At 36.1% G+C, this 18,494-nt stretch carries 14 protein-coding genes; 10 read left to right on the top strand and 4 right to left on the bottom strand.

What is annotated here, in order from left to right; all coding sequences use genetic code 11:
- Window positions 1-29: 29 nt before the first annotated feature.
- Complete coding sequence (locus AsAng_RS20990; protein WP_264789053.1) at window positions 30-1,100, bottom strand: nucleotidyltransferase domain-containing protein; 1,071 nt, start codon at window positions 1,098-1,100, stop codon at window positions 30-32.
- Between the two features lie 56 nt (window positions 1,101-1,156).
- Window positions 1,157-1,915 (bottom strand): nucleotidyltransferase domain-containing protein, encoded by a 759-nt coding sequence (locus tag AsAng_RS20985; protein ID WP_264789052.1) that lies wholly within the window; start codon window positions 1,913-1,915, stop codon window positions 1,157-1,159.
- A gap of 683 nt (window positions 1,916-2,598) precedes the next feature.
- Between AsAng_RS20985 and AsAng_RS20980 the strand changes: the two genes are divergently transcribed.
- The 6 genes from AsAng_RS20980 to AsAng_RS20955 all read left to right on the top strand — a co-directional run bounded on the left by AsAng_RS20980 (window position 2,599) and on the right by AsAng_RS20955 (window position 8,524).
- A complete protein-coding gene (locus AsAng_RS20980) occupies window positions 2,599-4,728 on the top strand; it encodes a nitrite/sulfite reductase (RefSeq protein ID WP_264789051.1) in 2,130 nt (709 codons plus the stop codon).
- A gap of 331 nt (window positions 4,729-5,059) precedes the next feature.
- Window positions 5,060-5,833 carry a uroporphyrinogen-III C-methyltransferase gene (cobA, locus tag AsAng_RS20975; RefSeq protein WP_264789049.1) on the top strand — a complete coding sequence of 258 codons (774 nt, stop codon included), beginning with the start codon at window positions 5,060-5,062 and terminating at the stop codon, window positions 5,831-5,833.
- Between the two features lie 80 nt (window positions 5,834-5,913).
- Window positions 5,914-6,495: a precorrin-2 dehydrogenase/sirohydrochlorin ferrochelatase family protein gene (locus tag AsAng_RS20970; protein ID WP_264789048.1), complete on the top strand. Its 582-nt coding sequence runs from the start codon at window positions 5,914-5,916 to the stop codon at window positions 6,493-6,495.
- 1 nt (window position 6,496) lies between these two features.
- The gene (locus tag AsAng_RS20965; RefSeq protein WP_264789047.1) at window positions 6,497-6,775 is read left to right on the top strand and encodes a DUF2061 domain-containing protein; all 279 of its coding nucleotides are present in this window, start codon (window positions 6,497-6,499) and stop codon (window positions 6,773-6,775) included.
- The gene (locus AsAng_RS20960; protein ID WP_264789046.1) at window positions 6,747-7,433 is read left to right on the top strand and encodes a phosphoadenylyl-sulfate reductase; all 687 of its coding nucleotides are present in this window, start codon (window positions 6,747-6,749) and stop codon (window positions 7,431-7,433) included. The genes AsAng_RS20965 and AsAng_RS20960 overlap by 29 nt, the downstream gene beginning before the upstream one ends.
- A gap of 86 nt (window positions 7,434-7,519) precedes the next feature.
- A complete protein-coding gene (locus tag AsAng_RS20955; RefSeq protein WP_264789045.1) occupies window positions 7,520-8,524 on the top strand; it encodes an NAD(P)/FAD-dependent oxidoreductase in 1,005 nt (334 codons plus the stop codon).
- A 170-nt stretch (window positions 8,525-8,694) separates the two neighbouring features.
- Here AsAng_RS20955 and AsAng_RS20950 read toward each other — a convergent pair whose 3' ends face one another.
- Entirely contained in the window at window positions 8,695-10,830 is a 2,136-nt protein-coding gene (locus tag AsAng_RS20950; protein ID WP_264789044.1) for a T9SS type A sorting domain-containing protein, read from the bottom strand.
- 361 nt (window positions 10,831-11,191) lie between these two features.
- On the opposite strand from AsAng_RS20950, the gene AsAng_RS20945 reads away from it, so the two are divergent.
- From AsAng_RS20945 to AsAng_RS20930, 4 genes are all read left to right on the top strand, one after another.
- Window positions 11,192-14,140, top strand: coding sequence for a sensor histidine kinase (locus AsAng_RS20945; protein ID WP_264789043.1), 2,949 nt, complete (start codon window positions 11,192-11,194; stop codon window positions 14,138-14,140).
- A gap of 1 nt (window position 14,141) precedes the next feature.
- Window positions 14,142-14,876 carry a LytR/AlgR family response regulator transcription factor gene (locus AsAng_RS20940; protein ID WP_264789042.1) on the top strand — a complete coding sequence of 245 codons (735 nt, stop codon included), beginning with the start codon at window positions 14,142-14,144 and terminating at the stop codon, window positions 14,874-14,876.
- Window positions 14,877-15,098: 222 nt separating this feature from the next.
- Complete coding sequence (rpsA, locus tag AsAng_RS20935; RefSeq protein WP_264789041.1) at window positions 15,099-17,009, top strand: 30S ribosomal protein S1; 1,911 nt, start codon at window positions 15,099-15,101, stop codon at window positions 17,007-17,009.
- Window positions 17,010-17,119: 110 nt separating this feature from the next.
- Window positions 17,120-17,776: a hypothetical protein gene (locus tag AsAng_RS20930; RefSeq protein WP_264789040.1), complete on the top strand. Its 657-nt coding sequence runs from the start codon at window positions 17,120-17,122 to the stop codon at window positions 17,774-17,776.
- A 79-nt stretch (window positions 17,777-17,855) separates the two neighbouring features.
- Here the strand turns inward: AsAng_RS20930 and AsAng_RS20925 are convergent, their stop codons facing one another.
- Window positions 17,856-18,389, bottom strand: coding sequence for a hypothetical protein (locus AsAng_RS20925; RefSeq protein WP_264789038.1), 534 nt, complete (start codon window positions 18,387-18,389; stop codon window positions 17,856-17,858).
- Between the last annotated feature and the right edge of the window lie 105 nt (window positions 18,390-18,494).

The raw sequence follows: 18,494 nt of genomic DNA, 5'->3' as shown, positions 1-18,494 counted from the left end.
GGTCAGAACGCAAAAGTTCTGACCTTTTTTTATGAATGTAAGCGGTAAAATTCTGTTCTAATTTGAACTAAGAGCTGTTCTATTTTTTCCTTATCAGGTGCCATAGGAAGTGGTGATTGATCAAATAAGGCATCAATCCGACTTATTTTTGCTTTTGCCTGATTTATTAATTCTTGGTATTCAAATTCTCCCTTTCTTATTTTTAACAACTGTTCTCGATTGGGGCGTTTTACTCTAATTTTGCCCAAGGCTAAAATTTCTTCTGCCATATCCAATAACCTGAAGGTATGCATGCTATTTTTTGCATCGTAGTTTTTTCCATGAGCAATTGTATTTTCGTAACGACTGTTGTTGCGTTTGCTCACCCAGTCCCAATATTGTTTATAATCCTTACAATACTTTTTATAACCATCTTTATTAAAAGAAAGGATTGCGACCTGCTGTGCTTCTTGCGGAACACTACTCAAAGCAACAGTGTCAACAGTGTTAGAGCGGATAATTCCTTGGAAATTGTATTCCTTGTTGCTGTCATAATACAAGCCATAAAGATCTCGCATATTAGGAATATTAACTAAGCCACAATTTTCCTGCTTAAAACCTTTTTTGTCAAGCCAAGCGCCTAGACTAAGTGCTCCTTGTTGATACTGTACATAACAAAAGTCCAATACCGATTTTCGCTTTTTTTCCATTGGGTTCATGATCTTTTTGTTTAACCCTCTGGCTTTTTTTATTTGAGACATGGCATAGCCCCCAAAAGTATCTCGACATTGTTTGGATAGAAATAAGTCAGGTTTTAAATAGTCAAATAGGGGGTGTTTGTATAAAATACAATCTTTGGGCGTATTTAACAACTCTAAAATATTGGGATTGTTCTTGTAAAGCAATTCTATAAAACGGGTCAACTCGTAATAAACCTCATCATTATTGGCACCATTAATTTGAGAAATATATTCTAACCCATAAAACATCGATTTTGGAAGTACAAAAACACCTTTGATGTCCGTGTCTGAAGTCGGTAAATCTAAGCCATAAGCTTTACTTCCACTGATACATTCAAATAACAGTAGTTTTTTTTCTTTTATATCTTTTATGCTCAACATGCTTAAATAATTATAAAATAATGGTGAATTTATAAGTAAGTAACGAAGTAAATCGCCTAGATGATAAATTCCCTAAACAAGCGATTTAGTGGTTCATTATCTTGTTGTTTTGCCTCTAAGTTTTTAGCTAAAAGACCACAGGCATTCAATTGATAATCGATAAACGCTTGAATAAGGGGAATAGGACTTGTAAAATCGCCCTCTAAGGCTGCTTTTTTTTGGATGACCAATTCCTTAATGGCTGAATACAAAGGACGGTTGTCTTTTAGTTGTTCTAACAAAGGAGCAAACTCCATAGGAGGAATACTATTTTTGTGACAAATCCAATACGCAGCAAGAAGAGGACGCAGTACATAGAAATATTTTTTGATGTCCATTTGACCATTAATCAAGCCTTTTTTCATAGAACTTTTTGCCAAGCCTAAATAATGAAAAGCTGTAGAGCGAGGTTTAAAATATACAGGAAATAAGTTGGATAAACTCGATCTAAAACGATAGGGATCTAAATAAACAATAGGAGATTGTAACCACTCAAAAGGGCTAGCGTTAGAACTGCTTAATAGACCTAATGTTTTGCGCAATTCCCAACCACTTAGATCTAAATCATTTTGGTCAATGGCAAAATCCATGCTGTCTTTTTGTTCGTTGATAGACAGGTACCAGTCTTGAGTATGAACATAGATAAACCGCACATCCCAATCGCTATTAGGAGAGGCAAAACCCCAAGCTCTGCTACCCGATTCACAGGCATAAAGTATTGTGATTTTATAAGTTTTTTCTAATGCTTTTAATCGATTTATGATTAGCGTTTTCATTTGTTTTTAATATTAAATCTGTATTAGGGAATAGCAACTAATGAACTTAGATCGTTGTTATAAAGTTCCACTCTAGCTATAAATTATTCATTTTTTGTGGGGCATTAAAGCATCGTTTTTTTTTGAGTATTTTTTTTATTTGAAAAAAAATAGCCATCAAATTTGGTATTGTAATTTAAAATGCACTAAATTTGTGTCAACAAACCAGATAAAGGTTTTGAACTAAAAAATAAACATGAAAATTAGTACTACATACTCACTTAACTTAAGTTGTTGTTGCACTTGTCAGAAAAAACTCTGGTAGGATGCAAGCTGTATGATGTCTATTTTCAATAATAAATAAGCAACCTTCTAGAGATCTTTTTCTAGGAGGTTTTTTGTTTTTATAACTCAATCTTTAAAATTATTTATCACATACATTATGTTAATTAATACCATCCATATCTGTTGCATCTGTTGTTGTTGCTTTTACAAGTTAATTTCTTGTGAGCGGATGAGCATGCTATGGATGAAAGTATAGACGAACGATTATCCATCCAGTGCGAAAGCCCTTTCAGGAAATTATTTTTCCTGAAAGGGCTTTTTCTGTTTTAGCAGCATTCGACCACCTCCAACAATTGCACAAGTGACAAAACACGAACCTAAGATCATAGCTAATTTACAACAAAAGAAACAAGACAACCATGGCAACAAAATTAAATTTAGAAAATATACAATCGGTAGACAAGCAGGATATTATTGAGCTTGATCGTAAAATTACAGACGTGCGACTCGGACGAATAGATGAAGAACGGTTTAAACATTATCGACTAACAAGAGGAGTCTATGGGCAACGTCAGGTAGGGGTACAAATGTTTAGAACTAAAATCCCTTTTGGACGCTTAACAACAGAACAACTAGAAGCCTTGGCGCAAGCTTCTATCCAATACAGTACTGGAAATTTGCATCTAACTACCCGTCAAAATATCCAATTACACTATGTCAAATTAGGCGATTCACCCCATTTGTGGGCAGATTTGTCTAGAGCTGGGGTTACTGCCATGGGGGCTTGTGGAAACACGGTACGTAATATTACAGCATCCGCCAAAGCAGGAATTCATCCAGAGGAGCTATTTGATGTATCTCCCTATGTACAAGCAATGTTTGAGTACTTCCTAAGAAATCCTATTTGCCAAGAAATGGGACGTAAAATTAAAATTGCTTTTTCGGCGACAGACGAAGATTCTGCTTTTGCTTATTTCCACGACTTTGGATTTATACCCAGATTGAAAGAAGGAAAGCGTGGCTTCAAGGTCTTATTGGGTGGTGGATTGGGGGCACAGGCAATGGTAGCTCCAACGGTGTATGAGTTTTTAGAAGAAGAACGTATTATCCCATTTGTAGAAGCTGCTATTCGTGTCTTTGATCGTTATGGAGAGCGAGAGAAAAGGATGAAGGCTCGCATGAAGTTTTTATTAAAAAAGTGGGGCGTTGCTCATTTTTTATCCTTAGTAGAAAAGGAATATCCTTCCTTAGAGCAGCTAACGGTACATATTGACACAACGGGGAATTGGCAACCTACGCCTCCTGCTTCTGATCTTGACCATAAAGAACCAACAATTGCTAATGTTACCAGCTATAAATTATGGCAATTGACCAATACTTTCGAACAAAAACAAGCAGGATATTATGCCGTTTTGCTCAAAATTAGGTTGGGGGATATTAGCGCTTCTTCGGCACTAAAATTAGCAGCTATTATTCGACAATATGCTGCCAATGAATTACGCTTGACCGTCAATCAGGGGATTTTGATAAAATACGTTCCTAAGGCTTCTTTAGCTGCTTTGTATAATGCTTTAGATGAATTGGGATTGGCTGATGCAGGCTTTGGGGCTATTGTTGATATTACGGCTTGTCCTGGAACAGATACTTGTAATCTTGGAGTGAGCAATAGTACTGCTTTGGCCAAGCAATTGGAAAATGTGTTGCTAGAAAATTATGCGCATCTGATTGGTGAAAAGGCAATCCAAATAAAGATTAGTGGTTGTATGAATGCTTGTGGGCAACACATGGCTGCGAATATTGGATTTCATGGAAGTTCCATCAAAGTTGGCAAAGAAGTACTGCCTGCAATGCAGGTGGTGTTGGGAGGAGGAGTAGACGAAAAAGGTAATGGATTTATTGCTGAAAAAATTATCAAACTACCCTCTAAACGAATCCCTACTGCTTTGGTTTGGCTGCTGGATGATTATGAAGAAAAGGAGTTAGGAGGAGAGTATTTTAATGATTATGTAAAACGACAAGGAAAACGATATTTCTACAACTTATTAAAAGCATTGGCGATTAAAGACAATTTACATCCAAGTGATTTTTGGGATTGGGGACAAGAAAAACCCTACCAAAAAGAAATTGGAGTAGGAGAGTGTGCAGGGGTGGCTTTTGATATGGTTGCTACGATTATTAATGATGCCAAAGAAAAAATTCAATTGAGCAATCAAGCATTAAAAGAAAACTTATGGGGAGATAGCATCTACCTCAGTTATGGAGCCTTTGTAATTGCTGCCAAAGCAGTATTGCTAGGGGTAGATATAAAGTGTAATACACAAATTGGAATTATCAATGATTTTGATAAGGAATTGATCGAAACGGGAAAGTTTGACTTGGATGGAAATTTTGCAGAGCTGGTATTACAAATCAATAAAAATACACCAGAGGAGGTATTTGCTGTGACTTATTGGCAGCAAGCAGCCGCATTTTTAGAGCAGGTAATTGAATATCGACGCAAGGAATTGGATGGAAGTAAACGGGTTTTATCAGAGCATTACAAAGCTTAACGATCCACCTAACTTAAGTAAAACATATTTTTTAAAAAACAGGTTCTTTGATAACCCGTAGGCTCACGTAGTAAATCGTGTGGTAAACACTAAAGAAGGGTAAGCTTTTAACTACTTTTTTAGTAGAAAGTTATAGGTCGTAAGTCGTATGTCCTGTATTTACAGGAACTAAGCATACGACTTACGACCTATAACAAAAGTAGTAATAAGCAGGCAAGGTAGTTTACGATTCCACACAATTTACTTCGTGATAGAGTTGTCAAAGAACCAAAAAACAAAACAAGCTTTGTTGTTATTATCGAAGAACAAATGGAGCGCTAAATAAAAAGTTATGAAGAGAATTAAAAACCAACCTAAAATAACCCTGATTGGCGCAGGTCCAGGAAGTGCCGATTTGATTACGGTAAGAGGTTTAAGAGCCTTACGAACGGCTGATGTGGTACTTTATGATGCTTTGGCAAACGCAGAATTGTTAAATAATGTCCCTAAGAATGCGCTAAAAATTGATGTGGGAAAACGAGCCAATAAACATCGATTTACCCAATCTGAAATTAATTTGATGGCCGTTGGTTATGCTTTTTCGCATGGTCATGTTGTGCGTCTAAAAGGAGGCGACCCTTTTATTTTTGGACGAGGACAAGAGGAATTGCAGTATGCAGAAGCATTTAATATCGAAACGGTTGTTGTACCTGGTGTATCAAGTAGTACAGCCTTGGCGGCTTTACAACAGGTTCCTTTAACTCATAGAGAGTATAGCCAAAGCTTTTGGGTTTTGACAGGGACAACTAAATATGGGGAATTGCCCAGCGATTTTTCTTTGGCGGCTCAATCCAATTCAACCTTGGTCGTGTTGATGGGGCTAAAAAAATTAGCAGAAATAACAAGTTTGTTGCGAAAACATAGAAAGCACGATACGCCTGTTATGGTGATTCAAAACGGCTCTTTGGCAAATGAAAAAGTTGCGATAGGAACAATCAAAAATATAGCAAAAAGCGTCCATGAAAAAAACATCCAAACGCCTGCAATTATTGTAATCGGAGAGGTCGTAGGGCTGCACCCTACCTTGGCAAGAGATTATGCGATTGCCACAGCACTTAAAAACTAAAAACGATAGAATAATAACCTGTTTTGGTCAACTAAAGCAAACAAGTTGAGTTGTTTCCAAAATACTAAAAAATAATTGTCATGAATGAATTATATCCTGTTTTCCTAAAGGTCAATCAATTGCCGATACTCATAGTCGGAGGAGGTCATGTTGGTTATGAAAAATTGAGTCTTTTGATCAAAAATAGCCCACAAGCAAGGGTCATTTTGGTGGCTAAAGAAATTTCGCCAAAAATTCGATCGCTACTTTTTGGCCGCAGACATCAAGTAACCCTAATTGAACGCTCTTTTCAATTGTATGACTTAGAAAAAAAGAGTTTTGTTATTGCTGCAACGAATAATAATTCCTTGAACAAATACATTTGGGGAGAAGCCAAAACAAGGGGGATTGTGGTAAATGTGGCAGATACCCCAATGTTATGCGATTTTTACTTGGGTTCTATTGTGAGCAAAGGCGATTTAAAAATTGCGATTTCTACCAATGGCAAATCTCCAACTTTTGCCAAACGTTTGCGCCAATTATTAGAGCATATTCTACCCGATGAAATAGAAGATTTATTGGACAATATGTATGATTTTAGACAAACGTTGGGGGTTGATTTTCAGCGAAAAGTCAAAATTCTAAATGCGTTGACAGAAAGTTTATTAGAAAAGTCAGCTTAGTATGATAAAAGAACAAAAACGACGAACGGTTACCAAGGCAGTTAGCTATAGGGCTGGGGCAACAATAGCAACGTTTTCTATTGCCTTGATTTTTACGGGTAATCTTGAATTGGCAACAACAATAGGGCTAACGGATACAGTGGTAAAATTTATGTTGTTTTATGTCAACGAGCGAATTTGGATTAAAATCAATTGGGGCTACTCTTTTTCTATGCCTAAGGGTAATGATGTGGTGCAAAAAAATCAAAAATATGCAGCTAAAACTAGACAGCAAGATTAGTTCAGAGCAGTTACAGGCACTGAACAATCGATTCAAATTATTAGAACCTATCGAACGCTTAGAATTGCTGTATTCTTATTTTAAACTAGAGGATGTTTTATTGACTTCCTCCTTTGGGACAAAATCAGCTTTATTGCTTTATTGGATGAGTAATATAAAAGCCAAACAACCGATTCATTTTTTGGACACGGGTTATCATTTCGAAGAAACGTTGACTTATAAAGAAAAGTTAACCGCTGCTTTTAACCTAAAGGTTGTTAATATCTATCCCAAAGAAGCATTACATCAGCAGAGCCTTACAGCAGAAATGTGGAAAACCAATGCTAGTAAATGTTGTCGTATTAATAAGGTTGCGCCATTGGAAGAGGTAAAGTTGAATTATGAAGTTTGGATTTCTGGCTTGATGGCTTATCAAACACCTTATCGAAGAAACTTAGACATCTTTGAGCAAAAGGATAACATTCTAAAATTTTATCCACTAATAGATCTTACGGAAGCAGATTTTAACCACTATTATCAACAAGCAGATTTACCAGCTCACCCTTTGGAAGCATTGGGGTATGACTCTATTGGTTGCTTGCATTGTACGAAGAGGGGGCAAGGGCGAAATGGTCGCTGGACAGGGAGCTTAAAAACAGAGTGTGGCTTACATTTTTAAACAACTTCTGCATATAATTTTCAACAATCACCATGCAGTAATATGGCGCATGAGTGGTTATAAAAAAGCAAAAATAAATACATGAAATGAAAAAGACAGATATTATCATTATTGGAGCGGGACCTACTGGTTTATTTACTGTTTTTGAAGCAGGTTTATTACGCTTGAAGTGTCATTTGGTAGATTCCTTGCCTCAGGTAGGAGGGCAGTGTTCGGAAATTTATCCTAAAAAACCAATTTATGATATTCCTGGTTTTCCTTCTATCTTGGCGGGAGATTTGATTGACAACTTGATGCAACAAATTGCTCCTTTTAAGCCTGAATTTACCTTGGGAGAGCGTGCAGAAGAAATCGAGCGTTTGGAGGATGGCAGTTTTAAATTGACCACAAGTCATGGAACAGAAATTAATGCACCTGTTATTGCAATTGCGGGAGGCTTAGGCTGTTTTGAGCCTCGTAAACCTCCTATTGATAATATTGCAAAGTATGAAAATAATGGCGTTGAGTACATCATCAAAGATCCTGCTTTTTATGCCAATAAGCGAGTTTGGGTAGCAGGAGGGGGAGATTCTGCCTTGGATTGGAGCATTCATTTGGCAGATATAGCTCAAGAAGTTACATTGATTCATAGACGCAATAAATTTAGAGCTGCGCCAGATTCTGTTTCAAAGGCTTATGAATTGGCGGAAGCAGGAAAAATTAATATTATAACAGATGCGCAGGTGGTTGGTCTAAATGGAATTCAAGCATTGGAAGAAGTGGTCATTCAACCCAAAGCCAAAGCAACCTACACGCAACAATTAGATCATTTTATTCCTCTTTTTGGTTTGTCTCCCAAATTGGGACCTATTGCCGATTGGAAACTCAATATTTCTAAAAATGCCATTGAGGTCAATACCTTAGATTATAGCACCAACATACCTGGTATTTATGCTATTGGAGATATTAATACCTACGAAGGGAAATTGAAACTCATATTGTGCGGTTTTCACGAAGCTACTTTGATGGTACAATCTGCGTTTAAAATAATTCATCCTGAAAAAAAGATAACGCTTAAATATACCACGGTTAATGGTATAGAAGGGTTCTGATGAACCTAAAAATATAATCGGTTTTAGGGGTAGAGCTGGTTTGAAGAAGAGGTGACACAATATTTTTGTGTTGCCTTTTTTTGTGTTGATAAGAATAGAAGGTGCTATGATGAAAAAAAACAGCACACTAGTTTAATTACTATTTAGTGTGCTGTTCTTATACCTTCAACTTATTGTTTAATTATTTTCTCAATCAATTTATCCTCTCCATTGGTGAGTTGGATCATATAAACGCCACTATTTTCTTTACTTAAGTCAAGTTCAATGTTGTGCTGTTCTTGTACTTCGGTTTCTAAAATTACCTGCCCTAAACTATTCATTACCTGAATAGAAGTATTGGGCTTAGATGCGTTTGATAATTGGATATTGACCAATCCATTTGTTGGATTAGGAAACGTGCTAACTGTTAATTCCTTGGTGATATCGATAGACTGATTTCGTTCTTGGATTCGTTCCATGCCTTTATTTGAGCAAGTGTAAATGATACATTCATCAAAGAGGTATCTTTTTAAAATAACGGTATAGGGCGCTCCTGTCAAAGAGGTATATTTAATTCCATACGGATTATTACTGGGATAGGGAATGTGTGGAACAAGATTGCCAGCTGCGTCTAAAACTTCCCATATATCTGACCCTGGTACACTAGCCAAGGGGGAACAAGCGAATTGATTTCCTCCTAATGTTATTGTATTAAACTGGGCAGCAGGATGGCTGTTAAACGTTTGCAGTGCATCCATTACTGTGATGGTGAATACCTCTGAACACCCATTGCCTGTCACAACAGAAGCGGTGTACGTACCATCTCCCATGTAAGGTATCTGATAGTGTCCTCCAGAAGTAGGTATTGTAGTTACAGTTCCATTCAAGTCTTGATAACTCCAAGAAATACCATAGAATGTTGTTAACGAAAAAGGATTTTGATCCCACCCAATCACACTTGGAGGAGTTTCGGTCAAGGAACAATAGGTTATATCTTCGGGCGCTTCAATTCCTACTCCTGGATCATAGACATTAAAGCTGCGGGTTATAAAACAGCCTGCTGGGGTATAGGCATATAGGGAATAGTTTCCATAAGCTGTTGGCGTAAAACAGCTATTCGTTGAGAGTAGATTTCCTCCACTTGACCATTGATACATTACATTGGGCTGTGGTGATCCACTGCTATTGATGCAAATAGGTTGGAAATAACCACCACAAATCGGATAACTACTTTGTAAATCTGTGATAATTTGCTCGTCAATTAGGAGTTGGTATGTTTTGGTACAAATGGCACTGTAGCGATCATCTACCCAATATACATATTCAATATTAATCACTCCTGCACCTTGTATGGAGCCACTAATCGTTAAGGGCAATAAATTAATGCCTGCCAATACATCATAAATGACTTCGCCATCAACAATAATTTTTGAGGTAAGATCGGGCAAATTTTGACTAGTAAGCAAAAGGCTTTCGGTATAACATAAAACCGTTGTTGTAATAAGTTCTTGGGTAGGGCTGTGAACTTTGATTTCAAACTCATCAGTAATCGAACATCCTGTCGCAGTATTGGTTACATTTACTGTATAATCTGTTGTTGTATTGAGGGGTGTTCCATTTGGGTTGTTAGGACTCCAGTTGGTATAGCTGTAGTTTGGATTTAACCCTAGATTGACAGCATCTCCTGAACAAATGCTTTGATCGCCAATGGGGTCTACACCTCTTTTGAGGTTAAGCCCAATAAAATAATAACGTGCCCCACAACCGCAATTGTTAACCTTATTTGCAAAGAATCCCGCAGAAATAGCAAGGTAGATATTTCCGTTTGTTGCGGTAGAATTATAGCGAGGAAGCGTAATTGTTTTTTGGGTGCCATAATTCCAGTTGGACCAGCTTTGGTAGGTTGGCAAACTAGAATTATAAGTCGAAATAGAGCTAATGTCTGCCAAGTGAAGGATATAATTAGGATTATTAGTACTTGAACAGTGGTTGCTACTGGTTAAACCAATTGTGCATTCTCCATATCGATTATTGCCTCCAGCCGTTGTTGAACCTCCATGAAAAGAATGTGGATTTCCCTTATAGATACAGCGATTTTCTAAAACTAAACGATCTCCTGGGCATAATTGACTCGTAATACTGGGGGGCACAGAATTTCCAAAATTATGAGGATGACCTGCATTAAAATGGTACTCACCAAGGTAATTGGCTGCATTGGCAGTGTTTTTCCAAACTTTGAATTTTAAAGTAAAATCAGTTTGCCCAACGGCACTTCCTGTAGAGAGGAGCCAAAGACAAAGAAGCGCTAAAAAAATATGAATTTTCATAATAAATTTGAATTTTGTTAAAAAATGTACTGAAATTTTAATCTTGTATAATTTTGACCATCTACTTAGTTTAGATTTAAAAGATGGATCCAACTTATAACTGTTAAGTGTTTGTGGAGGGAAGTACAAAACAAAAAATAGGATAGCTGTGATCATTTCTTATAGCCCAAAATTAGGGCACTTTTTAAGGGAAAAAAAGTGAGATTTAACAAGTGTCAACGCTCCATCAACCAATGTGCTTATGTTTTTGATAACTGTGTATTTGGTTTAGGAATCAGCGGAAATATCAGCTTAGAGGCTTTTGTATATGTTGTTTTAAATCCATATCTTAAAACAATTAGATTATGAATCCTTACCAATAATGAAGTACATTATCCATTTGATTTTTTGCTTTTTAGTAGCCAATCCAATGTATTCCCAAGAAGTAAATTCTGTTAATTGGAATTTGGAAAATGGATTGCCTAGCAATGAAACTTATCAAGTAACACAAGACAATAAAGGGTTTATTTGGATTTGTACAGACCATGGAGTGGTACGGTATAACGGGCAGGATTTTGAGTTGTTTTCAACAGCAAATGGATTGGTAGAAAATACCGTCTTCAGAATTTATCAAGACTATAAAAATCGCCTATGGTTTTTAGGCATGTCAGGGACTTTATGTTATTGGGACAAGGACACGATTATTCAGCATCCAGCAAATACACAAATCGAAAAAATACTCAATTATCGTGCTTCTTTTGCGAATGTCGCAGTTGACTCTAATGATGTCCTGTATTTTACAACTAGGGTGAAAAATATTGATGGTAAGGAATATTATCGGGTAGGGGTTGAGGATACCATACTCTATCTTACCATATTAGACGATCCCAATCTTAAAAACACGAGTTTATTACTATTAAATGAAACGACCAGTTTATTACTAACCAATGCCAATAAAGCTGTTAAGGGACAAACTTGGAAGGGGGAGCTAAAAGAACATCAGGTTGCTGTGGCTAACCTTTTGGATGTAGGAGGTGTTAAGAGAGAATATATATCTTCGGATTCCAAACAAGTTTTTTTTAAGAATGATCTTGTGTTTATATATGATCGCATTAAAAATTCTCTTTTTCAATTAAAGTTGAAACAGCAAGACAAGGTTATTTTGTCTGCTTACTTAGATCAGAAGGAACAACTTTGGTTGTCTACAACTAAAGGGCTTCTTTTTTATGGCGCTGCACCATTTTTGGATAAGCCTAAACTTTTTTTCAAAGATGTTCGAATTGCTTCAATTTATGAAGATAAAGAAGGGAATTATTGGCTAGCAACACTTAATAAAGGAGTGTTTGTTATAAGCCATTGGGAGTTGCTTCACTTTTTTAAGGAAGAAGCAATGAAAATCGTTAAGATTGTAGCTTATAACGATCAAATAATAGGCGTTGGGGGGAATCGTGTTTATCAACTGAATCAGCATTATCCATTTGAGAAAGCAGTGAGAACGATTGACCCATCAATAGATTTATATGATCTTAAAAAGTGGCAAAATAAGTTGCTTGTTTCTAATGGCTTTATAGGAGAACAGAAAGGAGGGGATTTGCTGTTCGATAAAAAATACTATACCAGTCATCGCTATTCAGGAAAATCCATTTTTGTGGATAAAGACGAAGAAAAAATAATGGTTGGCTATGCTAAAGGCCTTTGGGAAATTGATAAAAATTTTCAAAAAGAACAGCTTTGCAAAAATCATTGGATTAATGCTATTGAGAAAAAAGCAAAAAATGAATGGTGGTTAGGGACAACAAAGGGACTTTTTTATTATCACAAAGATCGAGGGGAGTTGGTTAGTTTAGGAAAACAAAATCGACTCTTATCGCAAAGTATTCTGGCGATAAATTATTTTCAAAATTATCTTTTAGTAGGCACCAAGGGAAACGGAATCATTGTCCTTGATCCAACAACTTTTCAGGTTCTTCAACAATGGACAACATTGGATGGATTGTCTAATGTATTTGTACATTGTTTAACGGCTGAAAATGACTCTACTTTATGGGTAGGAACCAATCAAGGAGCAAATCGTCTAACAATTGTTGAGGGCAAAATTAAATTTTCAAAAACATTTGATGTTCATAATTATTTGCCCTCCAATGGAGTTAATGACATACTGATTCAAGGAGCTATGCTTTGGTTTGCTACAGATAGGGGAATAGCTCAGCTTCCTCAAAAAGTCTTATCGCCTGCAAAATTTGATTTTGAAATACCAATTTATATAAAACAAATTCGCATCAATGGCAACGCTGTAACGCTAAAAGACCACTACACGCTGTCTTATAATCAATATAATATTGTAGTTGATTTTTTAGCATTGTCATTTAATGCAACAAATTCTGTTAGTTATCGTTATCGGCTAAGTAATCAGAAGAGCCAATCTAAAGATTGGGTATATACCAAATTGCCTCAAATCAATTGCAATAATCTAGCGCCTGATTATTATGAGTTGATGATAGAAACCAAAAAGAAGAATGGTGAATGGCAAAAAAAAGGAATAAAACTGTCTTTTGAAATTTATCCCCATTTTACACAAACCTGGAGTTTTCTATTGTTAATTACCACGCTTATTGTGTTAGCTGTTGCGATTTATATTCGTCATATTATAGCCCAAAAGAATTTGGAAAAAGAATTGGCAGAAGCAGAGCAGAAATCATTAAGGAGTCAACTAAAACCGCATTTCTTATTTAATGCTATTAATTCAGTGGTTTATTTTTTGTACAAAAATCAAAAAAAGCAAGCCTTAAAATTTCTGCAGAAATTCGCTGCTCTGATGCGAAGTACTTTGGAGAACAGCCAACATTCCTTGATCTTGTTGGAAAAAGAAATTAATCATCTACAACTTTATTTGGAAATGGAATACGAGCGCCTATCTAGTGGCAGCAGCTATAGACATGATTTTGAAATTGTCCATTTGAATAAAATAGATGTAAAAAAATGGAACATACCCCCCATGCTTCTTCAGCCTTTGGTCGAAAATGCCATTATTCACGGTTTGGCTCCCAAAGAAGGAAATCGTAAATTGTTGATTGTATTAGAAGAAATAGACAATGGTCTAAGGATTAAGATTGAAGACAATGGAATCGGAAGAGCAAGGGCAAAAGAAATTAAAAAGCAATTTTTTGTTAAAAAGACATCACAAGGATTAAACCTGTTAAAGCAAAGGATAAACACGATTAATAAGCTGTTGCACGTACACATTAAAATATCTGTAGAAGATGTCGTAGACGATTTTAATTGTAGTACTAGATTTATCCTGCATTTTCCTTCAACGCTAAAAAATAAATAAGATGCTCCGAACAATATTGGTAGAAGATGATTTCCATAATCTTGAGCTTCTAAGCGAGTTGTTAATTCCCTATAAAAAAGACATCTCGATTGTTGCCAAGGCACAGACCTTAAAAGAGGCTGTGCGGCTAATCAAAGCATTAAATCCAGATTTAATTTTCTTAGATGTTCACTTGCCAGATGGAGATGGATTTGAGGTCTTGAATCGAACTTCAGATTATAATTATGAAGTAATTTTTACAACTGCTTTTAGCGAATACTCTTTAAAAGCGTTTGATTTTGCTGCAAAGCATTATTTGCTCAAACCAATTGATGAAGATGCCCTAGATCAAGCCATTAATCGTTGCCTTAAAGCAAGCTCAGAAGAATCATCCAACTTATTGATAAATTTAGAACATAAGGCGATCAAAAAAATTATGGTTCCATCGCTTACAGACTTATCTTTTGTCAATTTGAATGATGTACTCTATTTGGAAGCAGATAGAAGCTATACCAAATTTTATTTATTGGATGAGACCACTGTTTTATCTTCAAAACCTATTGGGGTTTACGAAAAACAATTAAAGGGGGCTTTTTTTTCTCGTATTCACGATAAATATCTTGTCAATTTAGAACATGTTGTTCGATACATTAAAGGACGAGGGGGTGAAGTGGTATTGGTCAATAATAAATACCTTGATGTGTCCACTCGTCGCAAAGCACAGTTCATTCAAGAGCAACGTTTTTTTCTAGGATAGAGACCTCCTTTCTATCTTTTGTAAGTGTATAGAGGAGTGGTTATTGGACAACGCTACTATTCTAAACAAAAAAAATATTGAATAGGACTAAAATTATTTGGTTCTCAACAGCTTTATTGTTATCTTTGCACTCGCTTTTTATTCAAGTGTTTAACTATTTGGAAATCAAAAAGCTGATCGAAAAATTATTTCTTAACCTTTTAAAAACAAGCTTTTTCTATAATGGAGAATCTTGAGAACGAAAATAACAACGAAGAAAAAGTTGTTGAAAACACTCCAACAACAGAGCCTGTTGTTGAGCAAACAGTAGAAACTAATGAAGAAGTAGTTGAAGAAACTGCTTTTGATGATTTTGATTGGGACAAAGGTCCTAAAGGTGTATTGAACTACGAAGATAGTGTAATTGAGGAGTATGAGGCTTTGTATGAAAATACACTAAGTTCTATCAAAGAATTTGAAATCGTTGCTGGTAAGGTAGTATTTATCACTGCTAGTGATGTTGTTTTGGATTTGAACTGTAAATCTGATGGTTTAGTATCTCGTACAGAATTCCGTGACATGCCTGATTTGGCTGTTGGTGATGTAGTAGAGGTATACGTTGAAACGCAAGAAGACAAACGTGGACAATTGGTGCTTTCTCGTCGTAAAGCTAAATTGTTGAGCGCTTGGGCTAACATCGTTTCTTCTTTCGAAGAAGGAAAAGTAGTTACTGGTACAGTAATTAGCAAAACTAAAGGTGGTCTTATCGTAGACATCGATGGTTTGGAAACTTTCCTTCCTGGATCACAAATTGATATTCGTCCAATTATTGACTATGATGCTTACGTTGGTAAAACAATGGAGTTCAAAGTTGTTAAAATTAACGAATCTATCAAAAACGCAGTTGTATCTCACAAAGCACTTATCGAAAGTGATTTGGAAGAGCAACGTCAAGCAATTATCTCTAAATTGGAGAAAGGTCAAGTATTGGAAGGTACGGTTAAAAACCTTACTGACTTTGGTGCTTTCTTGGATTTGGGTGGTGTTGATGGTTTGTTGTACATTACTGATATTTCTTGGGGACGTATTAAGCACCCAAGTGATGTATTGGAAAATGGCCAAAAACTAAATGTTGTAGTATTAGACTTTAACGATGATAAAAAACGTATCTCTTTAGGTCTAAAACAATTACAACCTCATCCATGGGATGTATTGGCAGAAGATGTACAACCTGGTTCTATCGTGAAAGGTAAAATCGTTAACATTGAGGATTATGGTGCTTTCTTGGAAGTTACTCCTGGTGTTGAAGGTCTTATCCACGTTTCTGAGGTTTCTTGGAGCAGCCAACCAATCAACTCTCGTGAATTCTTTAAAGAAGGAGACGAGTATGAAGCTAAGGTGGTTACCATCGACCGTGATGATCGCAAAATGTCTTTGAGTTTGAGAAAACTACAAGAAGATCCTTGGACAAAAATCGAAGAAAAATATCCTAAAGGTTCTAGCCACAAAGGTGAAGTTAAGAACTTGACTCCATACGGTGTGTTTATCGAATTGGAAGAAGGTATTGGTGGAATGATCCACATTTCTGATCTTTCTTGGACTAAGCGTTTTGCTCACCCTGCTGAATTTACAAAAGTAGGTGCTACTTTGGATATTATCATTCTTGAAATCGACAAAGATAGCCGTAAACTATCTTTAGGACACAAACAATTGGAAGAGAATCCATGGGATACTTTTGCTGATGTGTTCCCAGAAGGTTCTTCTCATGAAGCTACTATCTTGCGTCGTGATGACAGAGGTGCTATTGTCTTGTTGCCTTATGGTCTAGAAGCATTTGCTCCTATCCGTCACATCAAAAAAGAAGATGGATCTTTAGCTGAAGTAGATGAGCAATTGATGTTCAAAGTAATTGAATTTAACCGTGATGATAAGCGTATTTTAGTTTCTCATTCTCGTTTCTACACAGATGCTAAGCGTAGTGCTGAGCAAGCTGATAAAGAAGCAATCAAAGCAGAAAAACAAGCTGCTAAGAAAGCGGTTAATGAGGTTAACTCTAGCAACGAAAAGAGTACCTTTGGTGATTTGAGTGCTTTCTCTGAATTGAAAGAGCAGTTGAAAAACGAAGAAGCAGGAGACAATAAAGACGGTGAATAATATTCTACGTTCTATTGTTTAAGAATATAAAACGGATGCGCAATTGTTGTGCATCCGTTTTTTTTTGGATGATCTGATGACTAAAATTTTATACAAAAAACTAAACAACCATGCGTTTTACATTAATTTTAACTTTGCTGCTGTTCTTAGGGCAAGAGGCGGTAATCGCCCAAAAAAATACTTTGGAAGAATTTGATTATTCTAAAAAGAATACAACAGCTGATCCTGAAATAGATTATGAGGAGCATATTCTAGAAAATGGTTTTTTCTTAGATGGTTTGATTCAGGCTGCTACCATTAAATATTCTGACGCAAATTCGGGCTATAGACACGATCTTAGCGGGGCAGGATTAGGCTTTCGCTTAGGAAATAAATGGTATTTTGGCAAGATGAAAACCTATCGCCCTGGAATTGGAGCAACTTGGGGACGAGTGCATCTGATTTTTTCAAGAAATGCCACTTATAACCCTGGTGATTTTAACATCGATTTTGTTCTTGCTCCGATCAATCTTGGTTTAATGAATGCCTTTAGTTTTGGAGGAAAAATTGGACTAGAAGCAAATGTTAATTTTGGGTTGGCTATGGTTGCTAATCCAAGCGTTAGTGATGCTGCTTTTGGATATTTAATCAATCCTAATCTGAAATTTCGCTATAGGTCATTTGCGGTAGGAATTGATGTGACTATCTTGGCAGCAAATTATTTGAATGCAGCTGATCTGCAATACGAAAATGTTCTAATTGGATTAACAATTGGTGGGAAATTCTAAGAAGTATGATAAAAAAATCAACCTCCAATAAACTTTGCTATTGGAGGTTGATTAAACGTATTAGAACATTAAATTTTGTTTATTTATGAATGCCCTTTTGATGGATACTTGCCGCAAAAATAGGGATAAAAAGAACAGCAGCTTTGGCTGCAGGACTGAGTTTGGATAAGTCTCCTGATATTTCCCAATTGTCCCAATCTTCCGAATATCTAGTTTTGATTTTGAGGTTAACATCTCCTGATATTTCCCAGTTATCCCAATCTTCTGAGTATCTAGTTTTTGCTTTGAGGTTAAACCCATCGCCCGAAATTTCCCAATTATCCCAATCCTCTGAATATCTCGTTTTAATTCGCATATTTCCTACCTCCCAACTATCCCAGTCGTTGGAATAACGAGTTTTAATGGAGCCAGATTTACCATCAATGTTGTATTCCCAATTGTCCCAATCATTAGAATAACGGGTTTTGATTTTGGCATCTAGACTTCCTGAACTTTCCCAAGAATCCCAATCGTTGGAATAACGAGTTTTTAGGTTAGTGGTTTGTCCCCAAATGAAATTAGCACTAAATATTAAAAGTACAGAGGTAAATAATAGTTTGAGTATGGTATTCATTGTATAGTAGGATAATAATGGATTAAAAAATAAGGTTCTTTGAAAAATTGTGTGGTAAACACTAAAAAAGGGTAAGCTTTTAATTACTTTTTTAGAAGAAAGTTA

It is taken from the genome of Aureispira anguillae (assembly GCF_026000115.1).
Lineage (GTDB): Bacteria > Bacteroidota > Bacteroidia > Chitinophagales > Saprospiraceae > Aureispira > Aureispira anguillae.
This window is presented reverse-complemented; position numbering and strand designations above follow the sequence as displayed.